Origin of the sequence: Streptomyces sp. NBC_01351, assembly GCF_036237315.1 — a bacterium.
Classification (GTDB): domain Bacteria; phylum Actinomycetota; class Actinomycetes; order Streptomycetales; family Streptomycetaceae; genus Streptomyces.
Window position 1 is genome coordinate 5,926,789 of the sequence record NZ_CP108356.1, and the last position, 15,475, is coordinate 5,942,263.

Consider the following 15,475-nt stretch of genomic DNA (forward strand, 5'->3'; position numbering starts at 1 on the left):
CCCCACGCGGCGTTTTACGTGCGCTCGTAGCCGAGCACCGTCATCATCCCGGACTCCGAGTGGTACACGTTGTGGCAGTGCAGCATCCACAGCCCGGGATTGTCGGCGTCGAAGTCCACCGTCAGCCTCCCGCCCGGCAGGATGACCGAGGTGTCCTTGCGGGCGCCCGTGCCGCCGCCCAGTGCGAAGGTGTGCCCGTGCAGGTGCACCGGGTGCCACATGGGCGTCGAGTTCCTGAGCTCCAGCCGCACCCGCTCGCCCGCCCGCACCGGATGCCGCTGGTCGGGCGTGTACGGGGTGCCGTCGAAGGCCCAGTTGTAGCGGGCCATGGTGCCCGTGAGCCTGATCGAGACCGTACGGTCCGGCGTGCGCGCCGGCAGGGCGGCCGACCCGGCGGCTTTGAGCTGGTCCGCCATCAGCGGACGGGTGCTCAGTTCGGCCGGCCTGGTCGCGGCGGTGGGAGCCGTACCGGACCCGGTGCGCAGGACGGCGAGCGCCGCCTGGCCCTTGCCCTCGGCCAGCGCGGTGAGCGGGAACACCCCGTCCTGCGCGGTGACCAGGACGTCGTACCGCTCGCCCATGCCGAGGAGGAGGCAGCCGGTCCTGGCCTGCTCGACGGGGAAGCCGTCGGTGTGGGTGACCGTCAGTTCGTGGCCACCGAGGGCGATCCGGAAGGGGGTGTCCCCGCCCGCGTTGATGATGCGCAGCCGGATCCGGTCGCCGGGCCGGGCGGTGAAGACGGAAGGGTCGTCCGCCGCCCTGCCGTTGATCAGGTAGTACGGGTACGCGACGTCGCCCACGTCCTTGCCGAGGACGTCGCTCTCCCCGGCCATGCGGACGCGCGAGGGGCCGGTGGTGCCGGTCGGTGAGGCCGCGGGTGCCGCGCCGTGGCCGGCGTGGCCCGCTGCCTTGCCGTTCGCGCCGCGGAGTTCGGCGAGCACGGCGTCCGGGGTGGAGCCGTCCACGCCGTCGAGCCAGTCGTCCAGGACCACCACCCACTCCTTGTCGTACGCGAGGGGCTCCTTCGGGTCCTCGATGATCAGCGGCGCGTACAGGCCGCGGTCCTGCTGGACCCCGGTGTGCGGGTGGAACCAGTACGTCCCCGGGTGCGGGACGGCGAACTCGTACGTGAAGGAGCCGCCCGGGGCGATGTCCCGCTGGGTCAGACCGGGGACCCCGTCCATGTCGTTGCGCAGCGCCAGGCCGTGCCAGTGCAGGGAGGTGGCCTCGGGGAGGTTGTTGGCCAGGGTCAGGGAGAGCGTGCCGCCCGCGGTGGCCCGTACCTCCTGGCCGGGAAGCTTGTCCCCGTACGCCCACGAGCGGAAGACGTGCCCGCCGCCGAGGTCCAGCGGGGTGGCGGTGGCGGTGACCTTGACCTCGGTGAGCGGTCCGGTGGCCTTGCGGGCGGCCTCGGCGGCCTGGACCTCGGGCCCGGCCGGGTCCACGTAGTCGCCGGGGGCGGCGGCCTCGGCGGCGGCGCCGTGGTGCGCGGAGCCGTGGTCTTCGGCGGCGCCGGCGCAGGCGGCGAGCAGCCCCGAGCCGGCGAGGGCCGCGGAGGCGCCGAGGACGGCGCGACGGGAGGGAAGAGAGCGCACGGGAGTACCTCGTGGTGGGGGTCGTGAGGGGACTGTGCGGGCATGCGGGCATGCGGGGGCTCGGGGGCGCGGCGGGTCGGGGCCTGCGCCGGACCGGCCCGGTAGGCGGGCCGCGCCCCCGAGCGGCGCGGTATCGCGGGAGCCGGCCGGTCCGGCGACGAGGGGCGGCATCTTGACCCCGGTGGGGCAGATGCACCCCGGATCCATGTCGGTCGCGTGGTGCGACTCACCGTCCGCCGCCGGGTCGGGCGGGCCCGCCGAGGCAACGGAGTGGGCGGCGGGTGCGTCTTCCCAGGCATGGGACTCAGTCGGATGGCTCAGGGTGCGGGTGGTCGCGATGCCCGGCAGGGGCCTGGCGGGCAGCGGTGGCCTGGGCCACGGGGCAGCTCGCCGGGCTCTGCTCGTCATGTCGGGAACCCTACCCGGGGTGGGTATCCGTTCTTCGGATTAACCGCCGGGTCTGCATAGGATTAGTCACACTATGTCCTCTAATGGCCCCTCCATACGCCCCTCGTCCCGTACGGTCCGGTCGACGTCGACGGGTCCGTCGACGTGGACGGCCTGGCCGGTCGCCGTACTGATCGGGCTCGGCGCCACCGCCTACACGGCGTGGGTGCTCGAAGTCGTCCTCTCCACGGGCCTCAACCCCATCGAGACGTACGTGAGCGAGCTCGCCGCCCAGGACCAGCCGCTCGGCGGCCTCTTCCGGGCCACCGACTTCTGCGCCGGCCTGCTCGCCTTCGCGGGCGGACTGCTGGCGCTGCTGGGGCTGCTGCGCCACTCCGAGGCCCGCCGCGCGTGGTCCGTCGCCGGCTGGGCCGGAGTCACCCTGTTCGGGGCGGCCACCGCCGCCGACGCCTGGCTGCCGCTGAGCTGTACGCCGACCGTGGACCCGGTGTGTGCCGCGCGGGAGACCGCCGGGCTCGTGCCCGCCACGCATCAGGCCCATGCCGTCAGCAGCAGTCTCGCGATGACCGGAGCCCTCGTCGGGATCGTGGCCCTCACCGTCGCCGCCCGGCGCTACGGCCGGCTCGCCCCGCTGGCCCGCTACGGCCCGGTCCTGGTCGTCCTGGAACTGCTCGCCACCGCGTGGACCCTGACCGCCATAGCGCTCTTCACGGCCGGGCGCGGCACCTGGGCCCTGGGCGCGGGGCAGCGGCTCCAGGTGCTGTTCGTGGCGCTCTGGCTGGGCCTGCTCGCCTACTCCGTGCACAGGGAGCGCCGCACGTGAGCGGCGAGGGCCGTTTCGTGCGGGTGGACGGGGTCCCGCTGCACGTGGTGGTCGAGGGGAGCGGGCCGGTCTGCGTGCTCAGCGCCGGGCTGGCCATGGCCTGGTTCGACTGGGACCCGGTCGCGGCACTGCTCGTCGCCGCGGGCCGTACCGTCGTGCGCTTCGACCGCCCCGGCCACGGCCTCAGCGGCCCGCCGACAGAGCCCCCGACCGCCGCGTCCGAGGCCCACCGCATCGCCCACCTGCTGGACGCCCTGTACCGGGCCGGGGCCCTGGACACCGGCGGCTCGGGGGCCCCGCCGGCCCCGCCGGGGCCCGGGGGCTGCGCCGGCGGGCGGGGTCGGGCGGGTTCCGCCGGGGCCGGGGGCGCGCCGGGGCGTCTCCTCGGGCGTCGAACGTGTCGAGGGGGCGGTGGGCCGAGCGCGGTTGCGTTCGACGCCCTGCGGGGACGCCCCGGCACACCCCCGTCCCCGTCGGAACCGGCAGGCCCCCGCCCGGGCCTGGTCACAGATCCCAGCCTGACCTCCGGGCAGGGCCCCGGCCCGGCCTCCGGCCCCGGCTCGGCCTCCGGCCCCGGCTCGGCCTCCGGCCCCGGCTCGGCCTCCGGCCCCGGCTCGGCCTCCGGCCCCGGCTCGGCCTCCGGCCCCGGCTCGGCCTCCGGCCCCGGCTCGGCCTCCGGCCCCGGCTCGGCCTCCGGCCCCGGCTCGGCCTCCGGCCCCGGCTCGGCCTCCGGCCCCGGCTCGGCCTCCGGCCCCGGCTCGGCCTCCGGCCCCGGCTCGGCCTCCGGCCCCGGCTCGGCCTCCGGCCCCGGCTCGGCCTCCGGCCCCGGCTCGGCCTCCGGCCCCGGCTCGGCCTCCGGCCCCGGCTCGGCCTCCGGCCCCGGCTCGGCCTCCGGCCCCGGCTCGGCCTCCGGCCCCGGCTCGGCCTCCGGCCCCGGCTCGGCCTCCGGCCCCGGCTCGGCCTCCGGCCCCGGCTCGGCCTCCGGCCCCGGCTCGGCCTCCGGCCCCGGCTCGGCCTCCGGCCCCGGCTCGGCCTCCGGCCCCGGCCCGGCCTCCGGCCCCGGCCCGGCCTCCGGCCCCGGCTCGGTCCCGGGCCTCCCCGGGTCCGTCACCGTCGTCGGGCATTCCATCGCCGGGTTTCACGCCGAGGCCTTCGCCCGGCTGTACCCCGAGCGCACCGCCGCCCTCGTGCTGGTCGACTCCAGCGTCGAGGAGGCCCCGCGGGCGCTGCTGCCCGCAGGGATCCGGGTCGGCGCCGCGCGGGCTCTCGGGCGGGCCCTGACCGCCGTCGGGATGCCCGCCGCGTTCGGGCCGCTCGCGCGGCGGGCCACCGTGCGGGCGTCGCGGACCGGCGGGGCGGATCCCGCCGCGCGTGACCTCGTACGCCGCTGCTACCGCACGGGCCGGGTCTGGCAGGGGGCGCTGCTGGAGAACGCCCGCTACCCCGACACCGCCGCCGAGGTGCTGGGCCTGCGCGAGACGCACCCGCTGGCCGCGCCCGTGACCGTGCTCGCGGGCCACGACGGCACGGGGAGCCGCTCCGCCCGGGGCTGGCTCGCCCGCCAGGCGGACCTCGCCGACCGGCTCGGCGCCCGCTTCGAGGTCGCGGAGCCCGCCGGGCACCTGGTCATGCTGGACCGCCCGGACCACGTGGCCCGGGCGGTCGTCAACGCAGCACTGCACCAGGCGTGCCCGCCGGATCAGCTGCGGGCGTAGACCGCCTCCGCCCAGCCGGCTATCTGCTCCTCCGAGAGGTGCTTGGCCAGGTCGGCCTCGCTGATCATGCCCACCAGCTTCTTGTTCCTGATCACGGGGAGCCGGCGGATCTGGTGGCTCTGCATCTCCTCCAGCACCTCGGAGACGTCCGCGTTCGCGTCGATCCAGCGCGGCGTGCCCTTGGCCATGTCACCGGCCGTGACCTTCGCGGGGTCGTGCCCCTTGGCGACACAGCCGACCACGATGTCGCGGTCGGTCAGGATGCCGCAGAGCCGTTCCGTCTTGTCGCTGATGGGCAGCGCGCCCACATTGAGGCGGGCCATCAGCTGTGCGGCCCGGTCCAGGGTCTCGGTGGCGGGGATCCACTGGGCCCCGGCGTGCATGATCTCTCCGGCGGTGGTCATCGCGTCAACCTCCAAAGCGCCGTGTACGGCGGGGCGCGGATGCTTCCGCCGCGGCGTCCCCATCGTCATTCGGCCGTTCGGCCCACGCGACCCGACAGGGGGGAGTACACGCCCATACGGGTGACAGGACGCCTCCCACCACCGTACGAGCGTGTCCCGTCACCCGCGCGGCGCGGCCCCGCGCTTCCGCAGCATGTCCGCCATCAGGGCGATCTCCGACTGCTGCGCGTCGACCATGCCCTGGGCCAGCGCCCGCTCGGCGGGGGTCGCGCACAGCTTCGCGCAGCCCTCGGCCATCGCGACGCCGCCCTCGTGGTGGTCGGTCATCAGCTGGAGGTAGAGCACCTCGGCGTCCCGGCCCTCGATGGCGTCCAGCCGGGTGAGCTCCTCCTTGGTGGCCATGCCGGGCATGAGCGGCCCGCCGGGCCGGGCGGCCGCGTGTCCGCCGTGCCCTTCGTGCCCGCCGCCGGGGGTTCCCATCCACGACATCGGGGGCTCGTCGGCCAGCACCTTCGGCAGCCCCCACAGGTCCAGCCAGCCGAGGAGCATGCCCCGCTGGTTGGCCTGGGTGTTGGCGATGTCGTACGCGAGGGTGCGTACGGGCTCGTCCCGGGTGCGGTCGCGCACGATGAAGGACATCTCCACCGCCTGCTGGTGGTGCACCGCCATGTCCCGGGCGAATCCCGCGTCGGCGGAGCGCAGCCCGGGCGGGCCGGAGACCGGGACCGCAGGGCGGTCGTCGCTGTTCGCGGCGGCGGCCATCGTGGCCACCGCCGCGAACAGCAGCGCCAGCAGGACGGCCGTGCCCGCCACCCAGTAGGTACGCGGCAAGCGGGCCGTACGGCTCACTTGGCGAGGCCGTTCGTGCAGGCGGCGCCCGGCTCGGGGGTCTGCTCGCCCTGCACGTACTTGGTGAAGAACTGCGCCACCCGGGGGTCGTCCGCCGTCTCCACCGTCAGCTGCTTGCCCCACGCGCTGAGCGTGATCGCGCCGGTCTGCTCCTTGACGGGGCTCATCAGCGTGTACGGGGTCTGCTCCACCCGCTTGGAGAGCTTGTCGAGGTCGGCCTTGGGGGCCTTCTCGTTGTACGTCACCCAGACCGCGCCGTGCTCCAGCGAGTGCACGGCGTTCACCTCGGGGACCGCGCTCTGGTAGACGTCGCCGTTGCAGTTCATCCAGCGGGGGTGGTGGTCACCACCGACCGGCGGGTTCATCTCGTACTTCACCGGGGTCTCGACGTGGTTGCGGCCCAGCGTCTTCGCGTCCCACAGCTGCTCGCCCTCGACGGGCTTCGCGCGGAGCTCCTGCTGCTCCTTGAGGAGCTTCTCCGCGGCCTGCTGCTTGCGCTTCTCGGTCTGCTTCTGGTCGATCAGCACCCAGGCGCCGAAGCCGACGAGTCCGGTGACGATGGCCGTGGAGACGGTGATCGTGATGGCCTTCATGCGCCGCTCGCGTGCCTTGTCGGCCCGGCGCATCTCGGCTATCCGCGCCTGGCGGGACTGCGGGTCGGTGCTCTTGGGGGTCCTGCTGGCCATGTGCCCTGGTTCCTTTGACTGAGGGGGGTGGATGGAGCGTCGAAACCGGACCTGTCAGGTCCGCAGCACCTGGAGCACATGCAGGTCGGGGGCTCGGGCGAGCGGCTCGGGCGGCCGCGTCGACCCCGCCCCGACGCTCCGGGCGGGGGCCGCGGGCTCGCCGGCCGCCGGCATCGCGGCGGGCTGCGGCGCGGGCAGTACGCCCGGCATCGCGTGCGCGAGGGGGGAGCAGCCCGGCATGTCGTACGGCGACACGCAGACGGCGTGCGCCCGCGTCTCGGCCTCGACCACGTGCTCGCCGCCGACGGGCCGCGCGCAGAGGAACAGCACCGCCACCAGCGCCCCGGCCAGACCCCAGAAGGCCGCCGGCCTGACGGCACGCCGAAGCGGCGGACGTCCTCGACGCCCCCGCTGCGTGTACTGCCGGCCCCCCATGGGCGCAGATGGTAATGCTCATGACGGGCCGGAGGTCAGTGCGGGGGTGTCACGAGCTTTCGGGGGTGCGTAATGTGGCGGAAACCACCGCTGGCGATACTGGGCCGGCCCGACTGTGGCCCGCCCCTCGGGGAGGTGGTGCACAGGCCGTCTGAACTGCGAGGATGAAGGCATGGACAAGCAGCAGGAATTCGTCCTCCGGACGCTTGAGGAGCGCGACATCCGCTTCGTGCGCCTGTGGTTCACCGACGTACTGGGCTTCCTCAAGTCCGTCGCGGTCGCCCCCGCCGAGCTGGAGCAGGCCTTCGACGAGGGAATCGGTTTCGACGGCTCCGCGATCGAGGGCTTCGCGCGGGTCTACGAGTCCGACATGATCGCCAAGCCGGACCCGAGCACGTTCCAGATACTGCCGTGGCGCGCGGAGGCCCCCGGGACCGCCCGGATGTTCTGCGACATCCTGATGCCGGACGGCTCCCCGTCCTTCGCGGACCCGCGCTACGTCCTCAAGCGCATCCTGGCCAAGACCTCCGACCTGGGCTTCACCTTCTACACCCACCCGGAGATCGAGTTCTTCCTGCTGAAGGACAAGCCCCTGGACGGCACCCGCCCCGTCCCGGCGGACAACTCAGGCTATTTCGACCACACTCCGCAGAACGTGGGCATGGACTTCCGCCGCCAGGCGATCACCATGCTCGAATCGATGGGCATCTCGGTCGAGTTCAGCCACCACGAGGGCGCCCCCGGCCAGCAGGAGATCGACCTCCGCTACGCCGACGCCCTCTCCACGGCCGACAACATCATGACCTTCCGCCTGGTCATGAAGCAGGTCGCCCTCGAACAGGGCGTCCAGGCCACCTTCATGCCGAAGCCCTTCTCCGAGTACCCGGGCTCGGGCATGCACACCCACCTGTCCCTCTTCGAGGGCGACCGCAACGCCTTCTACGAGTCGGGCGCCGAATACCAGCTCTCGAAGGTGGGCCGCTCCTTCATCGCGGGCCTCCTGAAGCACGCGGCCGAAACGGCCGCGGTCACCAACCAGTGGGTCAACTCCTACAAGCGCATCTGGGGCGGCTCCTCCCGCACCGCCGGCTCCGGCGGCGAAGCCCCCTCGTACATCTGCTGGGGCCACAACAACCGCTCGGCCCTGATCCGCGTCCCGATGTACAAGCCGGGCAAGACGGGCTCCTCGCGCGTCGAGGTCCGCTCGATCGACTCGGGCGCCAACCCGTACCTCACGTACGCCGTCCTCCTGGCGGCCGGCCTCAAGGGCATCGAGGAGGGCTACGAACTCCCGGCGGGCGCCGACGACGACGTCTGGGCCCTCTCCGACGCGGAACGCCGCGCGATGGGCATCGAGCCCCTCCCGCAGAACCTCGGCGAGGCCATCGCCCTGATGGAACGCAGCGAACTGGTCGCCGAAACCCTCGGCGAACACGTCTTCGACTTCTTCTTGCGCAACAAGAAGCAGGAGTGGGAGGAATACCGCTCGGAGGTCACGGCCTTCGAGCTCCGCAAGAACCTCCCGGTGCTGTAGTTGCAGCCCAGGCGGCCTCCGGGGCTGGAACCGCGCTCAGGGCCGGTGGCACTCGGCCACCGGCCCTGAGCCGTCTCACCCACCCCGGGCCGTCTGCGGGCCGCCGGGCCGGGCGTTCGGTTGGTCAGGGGGCCAGTTGCCTGATGCTGGCCCGCACGGAGGCGGTCTGGGTCTTCGCGCCGGCGACGTCGGTGCCGCCCTCCGCGATCAGCTTTTCCTGCAGGGCGGTTTCCACGGCCTTCCAGTCGCTGAGCAGTCCGGAGGAGTTCTTGCACCCCACATCGGCCACCGCCACAGCCCTTTCCCTCTGGTCGATCCTGGGTCCTGTGAACTCCGGGTCGTTGCTGGCGGAGAAGGGTTCGGCGGGGTAGGTGTATCCGGCTTCCTTCATGCACGCCGACCAGCGGGCGAGCGCCGCTTTCACGCGGTCGTCGTGGAGCGACCGGTCGAAGGAGGCGCGGTCCAGGGACTGGAGCAGCTGCGAATTGCCGGGTGCGTCGGAGGCTTTGTAGCCGAGTGCCTCGTTCGCGCGGCCCGCGCATCCACCGGGCGGCACCGGTTTGCCGTTCGCATCGTTGCCTCCCTGCCCGAACTCGCCGGGGCGGGTGCTTCCACCGGTCAGTGCGAACGACTCGTCCGCCGACAGCTCCGGTTCCGCGTAGGTCTGGGACTTCGACTTCGGCGGTACGCGGTAGCCCCTTTCGGAGGCCAGCTTCGCATCGGTGATTCCGTAGCGCCGCTCGTTGTGGACGGTGACGGAGGGCGGTGTTGCGGGAGGGAAGGAGAAGGAGGCGTGGCCGAACTCCTTCATGCAGGCTGTCGTGCGGTCCCGTAGGAGTTCGGCGAGCTTGTACCCCTCGAACTCGTTCAGCATGTAGTCGTCCAGGGGAAGTCCCAGGTCGACGGAGGTGCGGGGGACGTCGGCAGCCTGTGCCGGCTTCTTGCCGACCGCCGAGGGGTCGCCGCTGGACGTGTCGCAGCCGACGAGGACGGCGCACGCGGCGAGCGAGAGCGACAGGGCCGTATACCGGCCGGGTGTCGGGGTGCGGCGGGATTTTCTCATTGCATCACTGTCATTCGAGTCGTACGAGTCGCCATGCGGCACACGGCGAACGGGGTTTCCCGGGACTCGGGAAACCCCGTCGGACAGCACGATCAGCAGTTGCCGGATTCGTAGAAGATGCTGGACGCGTTGTTGTTCTTCAGGGTGCTGTTCAGGTTGGCCGTGATCCAGGGACCGATCATCTGGCGCGGGCCCTGCTGGTTGGAGTTGTAGTACACGTAGTGCGGGTTGCTGTGGGTCCAGTTCGTCACGGAGGCCGCGTTGTTCTTCAAATTCTGTCCGGCGCCGTTGCCGGGTCCGATGAACGTGAAGTTCGAGTGGTTGTAGCCCCAGCAGTCGTCGATGTCGACGAAGGCGCCCACGCCACCCGAGTTGTAGTGGAAGCAGGCGTCCCTGCCCTCGTTGCAGCGGCCGTCGCCGCTGGCCGAGGCGTTGGGTGCGAGGGCGAGCAGTGAAGCGAGGGACAGCCCGATTGCCGAGACAGCGGTGAGCTTCTTCACGATGAACCTCCGAGGTCACATAAAGATTGTGTGAGTGATGGGGAATCTACCTCAGGAGTTGATCTTGTAAAAGTTCGTTCCGTGACCGGGCGAAAGCCCTTCTGCGTCGCGTAGTTGGGCGTGGCTGAGTGGTTGTCGGAGCAGGCGTCGGCGCTTGCCGGGGCGAGCGGGGCGGGTCAGCGGACCGCGTGGTGCCAGATCGGGGAGGTCGGGGTGCGGGGGACCGTGGTGATGTGGAGTTCCGCGTCGAGGCCGAGGACCGCCGTCGTGGTGCCGGAGAGTTCGAGGACCGCGCCCGGGGCGCCCGCGTAGAGGACGGCGGATTCGGTCCAGGCGGGCGGGCCGCCGAGGCCCGTGGTGCTGATGGTGCCGGTGTTCGCGCGGCCCGAGACGAGGCGGCCCGCGACGCCGACCGCGCCGTAGCCGGACCGGCCGCCGGCCTCCGCGACGCTGGAGACCTGGGGCTTGCCGGGGGCCGCCGTGACCACGGCCGTGCGGACGACACCCGAGTCCGGGCGGCGGAAGTACAGGCGGACGCCCGCGCCGTCCGGGGTCGCCGTCAGGGGGACCGTCGTGGCCGGCAGGCCCGTTTCGAGGGGGCCCTGCAGCGGGGCGCCCGGGGTGGGCTGGATCCAGGCCGCGACCGACTTCGTGGTGGTGGCGTACACGTGGCGCCGCCCGGCGGAGTCGACCACCGCGACCGGGTCGCTCTGCAGGTCCTCGCCGCCCACGCGGTGCCATTCGGAGAAGCCGCCGTCCGGCTGCTGGGTGGTGGCGCGCAGGCTGCGGCGGGAGTCGCGGAGGTAGACGGTGATGCGGCCGTCCGCGTCGACGGCGCCCGAGGGGGAGCTGATCGCCGAGGTGCTCTGCTCGTCGGGGCCCTCGGGGGTGCCCAGCGACTGCCAGGGCCCGAACGGGCCGTCGGGCGCGGACTGGACGGCGTACACGACCTCGCGCCGGTACTCGGCGGGTATCCGGCCGAGGGTGGTGCGGGTGGCGAGGACCGCGACGCGGCCGTCGGCGAAGCGGACGGTGCTCGCGCCCGGGTCGATGCCCGTGCCGGGGAGGAGCGCCGGGCCCGCCCAGGCACCGCCGGGGGACCGGGTCCAGTACGCGGTCTGCCCGTCGAGGGTGGCGAACGCCCAGAGCCGGCCGGGCGTGCCCTCGATCATCCAGGTGCTGTGGTCGCCGCGGCTGTAGCGCAGGGACTGGGCCCAGTTGCGCCCGGTCGGGTTGCCGGCGACCTTGCGGTCGCCGCAGCCGGAGGGGCTGCCGCAGTAGTTCTGGCCGTCGTGCCAGGCGTAGGTCTTGAGGAAGCCGGTCTTCGTCTCGGCGGTCTGCGGGTCCAGCGTGTGCGGGAGGGTGCCGTTGTGGTAGCCGAGGTAGTTCTGCACGGAGAAGTGCGGACGGTTCTTGACCCGCTCCGCGTAGGCGGCCGCGCCGGCCTGCGCGAAGCGGGCGGCGTACATGTGGTCCTGGTGGTCGGTGTACTTGCCGCTGTGGTCGTACCGGCCGGGCGTCGGGTCCTGCATGCGTATCGTCGTCGGCCGGTACCGCTCCAGGACCCCGGATATCGCCTGTATCAGCTGGTCCTTGCTGTACGTGAAGTGCTGCTTGACCGGGGTTCCGGAAGTGAGCTGGGACGCCAGCGCCGGTATCCGCCCGTTCCACAGGCCGCGCAGGCTGTCGGGGTTGTCCCCGCCGGTGGTGCGGGCCTCGCGCAGCTGCAGCCAGACCAGGTTGACGTGCGGCTTCGCGATGAGGACGTCGAGCTCGGCCTGTCCGCCGCCGGCCGTGGACATGACCGTACGGCGCCAGGCGCTGGTGCGGTCGCCGGTGGCCATCTGCGCGTAGGCGGAACGTATGCCGTTCTGCCGGGCCTCCGCGTAGTGGGCGCGGTCGGAGGGCTGCTCCGGGTCCTTGGCGGCGCCGCCGGTGGCGCGGTTTATGCCGTCGGCCTCGCCGGAGGTCAGGTACACGGTCGCGACCGGGGTGCCGGAGAGCAGCGAGCGGCTGAGGTCGGGGTTCATGAAGAAGAGGTCGTCGTCGGGATGGGCGACGACCTGGACGACCGACCCGGCGGTGACGCTCGCGGGCAGCGCGGCCGCCGGGCGCAGGGGCCACGTGCCCTCGGCGGAGGTCTGCTGGGCGGAGGCCACGGCGAGCACGCCGGTGGTGCCCGCGGTGATGACCGTGAGCAGGGCCGCGAAGCGGCGACGGGTGATGGGCATAGGTCACGCCTTGGGGGGTCGTTCCGGGCGGGAAGAACCGCTGAGCAGTCAGAGAGAGGCCAAATCGGGGAACTTGGTTCACCGGATTCGCCGATGACTGCCACTTTCCGAAAAAGTCCGGACGTGATTGTGCACTGTGGAGTTTTTGGTCCGTATATGTGACCGAAATGTGGACGCCGTTGTTCCGCCCCGTGGACCAACTGGCTGCCGGGGATAGGATGTTAGGTGGGGATTTGGCCTCGTTGGTGAGGAATGCGGCTTATGCCCTTAAGGGGGGTATTCCTTACGGCGCCGTGTTGCGAGGGCCCACCGGCACCCACGGCGCCAGCCGCGCGTCCGGGGCGTCCGCCGACGAGGTCACGTACAGCCGCGCGTCGAGCCCCACCACCGCCAGGCTGACCACGTTCTTGCCGGTCAGAGCGGAGGAAGGGGCGCCCACGAACATCAGCGGCGACCGCTCCCACGGCCGGCCCCACCCGACGTCCGAGCCCAGCTGACCGCCCGCCGAGCGGCCCGCGAGCACGTGGCCGCTCGCCGTCACCGAGCCGAAGCCCTGGAGTCCGCCGAGGTCTGTGAGGTTGTTCACCTTCAGTCCGTCGTCGCCGGTGACGAGGGCGGTGCGGACGTTGCCCGAGCCGGGCTTGCGGAACCACAGCCGCACCCCGCCCTCGCGGCCCGCCGCGGTCAGCGGGAGCGTGGTGTCCGGCAGCCCGGTGGCGGTGGCGGGGCCCAGCGGGGCGCCCGGCTCCGGCTGCACCCAGCCCAGCACCGTCTTGGGGGTGGCCGATCCTTGACGTCCTTCGCGTACGCGGCGGTGGCCAGCTGCGCGAAGCGGGCGCCGTAGAAGTGGTCCTGGTGGTCGACGTACCGATTGGTGTTGGGGAAGCGGCCGGGGGTCGGGTCCTGGGAGCGGACGTCGTTGGCTTGTACCACTCCAGGACGCCGACGAGGGTCTGGACGACCTGCTCCTTCTTGGATCATCCCGTGGCTCGAACGCCGCTACGGCTAGGGTCGCGCGCAGTCGTTGGGTTGGTCTGGTTTTCCTGGGTGCTGTACGGGTTCTTGTGGTGCTGCGTGACCTTGTCGGGTTGGGCTCGTTCCGTATGTGGGTCCGATGATCGGACAGTAGCTCGCAAGCGGTGGCGGGGGGTGTGGGTGTGCGGGGGAAGATCGCGTTGGGTGAGGGGGAGACAGGCCGGGTGGCGTGCGCACCCGCGACGGCGTTCCGGGGCCTGGATACCGTTTCTGGCGAGGTGCTGAACACTGCCGCGCTGGGTGAGCGGGTGGGCTGGCTGGCCGCGCTGGTGGAGTCGATGGCCGCCGGGGTGATCGGCGGGCACTGGAGCCGGGCCGAGCTGACGTTGCTTGCTTCGGGCGTTGCGCCGTCGGGTGAGCGGTTGCCGTCGAACGCGTGGATGGCGTTGCGGACTCTGGGCTGGACGGCGACCGTTCCGGAGGGGGTGTATGTGCCCGACCGGGTCCGGCGGGTTGCTGAGGAGCAGGCAGGGCGGGTGTTGCGTTCGGCTGAATGGCGGGCCGGGCTGGTGGACGGGGTCCTGGCCACTTGGCCCGTATCCGGGGATCCGCTCAAGCGCACCGAGGAGGAGTGGGATGCGTTGCGGGCCGTCTGTCCGCAGGGGGCAGCGGTGCCCGCCTCTGTTTTCCGTTCCCGTACCCGTCAGGTGCTGCGTTTCCTCGCCGCGCACCGGCGTCTTCCTGTTGATCTTTGCGAGTTGGAGGGGGCGCCGGGCGCGGGATGTCAGGTGGTGTTGGCCGCCGCCGACAAGCAGCTGGCCATCCTGGCCCGCTGCGAGGACGACCCCTCCCGTTACGCGGTGCTCACCGTACGACTGCCGGTACGGCCCGACCCGCGCACCCGTACCGACTGGCACCCGGTACGGAGCCGTTTCCGGCTGCCACCCACCATCGACGCCGCCGCTGTCCTGCACGCCCCCACCCTGCGCCTGCGCGACGGGCGGCTACGCCTCGATATCGCACACACCACCGCCGTCCCCAAGACGCTGCGCTCCGGGCACAGCCGGGCCGTGGCCTTCGACTACGGGCTGAACACCCTGCTCACCGGCGGCACCCTCACCCTGACCGGTGGCACCCAACCGGCCGTGCACACCGACGGACAGCCCGTCTTCCTCCGCATGAACGGGGTACTGGCCAAAGCCGACCGGCTCCGCATCCACGCCGAACAGCTGTGGACCAAAGCCGCGCACCTGGAACACCTCATCGACGGCCAACGGGCCCTCGGGCTGCGCCCCGACCCTGCGACCGTCACCAAACTCGCCGTGCTACGCACCGAACACTCACGGGTCAGCAGGCGCCGCGCACGGCTGAACGCGGAGATCGCCAAGGCGGCCGCACGGTTCATGGTGGATCACGCCCAGGCCGCGCAGGCATCGGTGATCTATCTGGAGGATCTGCGGGACATGGAGGCCCGCGGCAAGGGCCGCACCCTCAACACCCGCCTCTCCAGCTCGGTGCGCGGGCAGATCGTGGCGGATGCGCTCCATCAGGCAGCCCGGCACGGGATAGCCGTGGTCATCGTCCCCGCGCGCGGCACCTCCAGGTTCTGTCCGCGCTGTCTGACCGCGTTCCGTCACCACACCGCCCCCGACAGCACCCGGCCGGGGTGGAAGTGGGCCACTTGCCCCCACCCCGACTGCCGGTACAGCGCGGACCGGGACACCGCCGCCTGGCAGCGCATCGGCGCCCGAGGGCTGCAACATCAACACCTGACTGTCCTGGACCGCGCGAGCGGCACGTACGTGATCCGCCGCACGGTTCAGGAGCTGGACCAACCCGTCCAGCACACCGAGCCCACCCACCCCGGACCCGCCACCTCCTACAGTCCGCAGCAATCCGCTGCGGACCGGACGAAGGCGGGACCGACGAGAAACCGCCCTGTGCCCAGGCAGCGACGCAGGGTCCCCGCCCCACCCGGAACACCGGCATCGACCGGTCCGGGTGGAAAGCGTCCGGCGGGGCGGCCGCCCCAGCCACCCACCCACCGCACCCAGCGGCGACGTGGACGGCAGGCACCGCACACGATGAGCACCCCTACACGGCACACGCCACACGGGGCCAGACTCGGCGCAGGCTTCCACCTGCACACCCACGCCACCCCCACCCGAGACCGGGCAGGACAGCAAAGGCAACCGAGACACTTTTCCCACCGGGGCGAACACCCAGCCCCACCCAGGAAAACCTAAACTCATCCGAG

Annotated in this window: 12 protein-coding genes and 1 pseudogene; 4 read left to right on the top strand and 9 right to left on the bottom strand. The window is 72.4% G+C overall.

Annotated features, from left to right (window positions below; all coding sequences use genetic code 11):
• Positions 1–14: 14 nt before the first annotated feature.
• Positions 15–1,595, bottom strand: coding sequence for a multicopper oxidase family protein (locus OG625_RS27325; RefSeq protein ID WP_329386266.1), 1,581 nt, complete (start codon positions 1,593–1,595; stop codon positions 15–17).
• A 481-nt stretch (positions 1,596–2,076) separates the two neighbouring features.
• Here OG625_RS27325 and OG625_RS27330 point away from each other — a divergent pair, with 481 nt between their 5' ends.
• Both OG625_RS27330 and OG625_RS27335 read left to right on the top strand, forming a co-directional pair.
• A complete protein-coding gene (locus OG625_RS27330; protein ID WP_443067782.1) occupies positions 2,077–2,826 on the top strand; it encodes a DUF998 domain-containing protein in 750 nt (249 codons plus the stop codon).
• Positions 2,823–3,095, top strand: a pseudogene (locus OG625_RS27335) (alpha/beta fold hydrolase); the annotation flags it as partial. The gene OG625_RS27330 and the pseudogene OG625_RS27335, both read left to right, overlap by 4 nt.
• 1,430 nt (positions 3,096–4,525) lie before the next feature.
• Here the strand turns inward: OG625_RS27335 and OG625_RS27340 are convergent.
• The 4 genes from OG625_RS27340 to OG625_RS27355 form a co-directional block, all read right to left on the bottom strand.
• Positions 4,526–4,945, bottom strand: coding sequence for a CBS domain-containing protein (locus OG625_RS27340; RefSeq protein WP_329386268.1), 420 nt, complete (start codon positions 4,943–4,945; stop codon positions 4,526–4,528).
• A 159-nt stretch (positions 4,946–5,104) separates the two neighbouring features.
• The gene (locus tag OG625_RS27345; protein WP_443067783.1) at positions 5,105–5,794 is read right to left on the bottom strand and encodes a DUF305 domain-containing protein; all 690 of its coding nucleotides are present in this window, start codon (positions 5,792–5,794) and stop codon (positions 5,105–5,107) included.
• A complete protein-coding gene (locus OG625_RS27350) occupies positions 5,791–6,480 on the bottom strand; it encodes a DUF3105 domain-containing protein (protein WP_329386271.1) in 690 nt (229 codons plus the stop codon). The genes OG625_RS27345 and OG625_RS27350 overlap by 4 nt, the downstream gene beginning before the upstream one ends.
• A 54-nt stretch (positions 6,481–6,534) precedes the next feature.
• Complete coding sequence (locus OG625_RS27355; RefSeq protein WP_329386273.1) at positions 6,535–6,915, bottom strand: hypothetical protein; 381 nt, start codon at positions 6,913–6,915, stop codon at positions 6,535–6,537.
• Positions 6,916–7,087: 172 nt separating this feature from the next.
• Between OG625_RS27355 and OG625_RS27360 the strand changes: the two genes are divergently transcribed.
• Positions 7,088–8,449: a glutamine synthetase family protein gene (locus OG625_RS27360; RefSeq protein ID WP_031148703.1), complete on the top strand. Its 1,362-nt coding sequence runs from the start codon at positions 7,088–7,090 to the stop codon at positions 8,447–8,449.
• Between the two features lie 124 nt (positions 8,450–8,573).
• On the opposite strand, the gene OG625_RS27365 is transcribed toward OG625_RS27360, so the two are convergent.
• The 4 genes from OG625_RS27365 to OG625_RS27380 form a co-directional block, all read right to left on the bottom strand.
• The gene (locus OG625_RS27365) at positions 8,574–9,512 is read right to left on the bottom strand and encodes a hypothetical protein (RefSeq protein ID WP_329386275.1); all 939 of its coding nucleotides are present in this window, start codon (positions 9,510–9,512) and stop codon (positions 8,574–8,576) included.
• A 92-nt stretch (positions 9,513–9,604) separates the two neighbouring features.
• Complete coding sequence (locus tag OG625_RS27370; RefSeq protein WP_329386277.1) at positions 9,605–10,012, bottom strand: hypothetical protein; 408 nt, start codon at positions 10,010–10,012, stop codon at positions 9,605–9,607.
• A 176-nt stretch (positions 10,013–10,188) separates the two neighbouring features.
• Positions 10,189–12,243, bottom strand: a complete 2,055-nt coding sequence (locus tag OG625_RS27375; RefSeq protein ID WP_329386279.1) for a PIG-L family deacetylase — start codon at positions 12,241–12,243, stop codon at positions 10,189–10,191.
• Positions 12,244–12,526: 283 nt separating this feature from the next.
• Positions 12,527–13,012 (bottom strand): hypothetical protein, encoded by a 486-nt coding sequence (locus OG625_RS27380; protein WP_329386282.1) that lies wholly within the window; start codon positions 13,010–13,012, stop codon positions 12,527–12,529.
• A gap of 484 nt (positions 13,013–13,496) precedes the next feature.
• On the opposite strand from OG625_RS27380, the gene OG625_RS27385 reads away from it, so the two are divergent.
• Positions 13,497–15,464, top strand: coding sequence for a zinc ribbon domain-containing protein (locus OG625_RS27385; protein WP_329386284.1), 1,968 nt, complete (start codon positions 13,497–13,499; stop codon positions 15,462–15,464).
• The last annotated feature ends 11 nt before the right edge of the window (positions 15,465–15,475 follow it).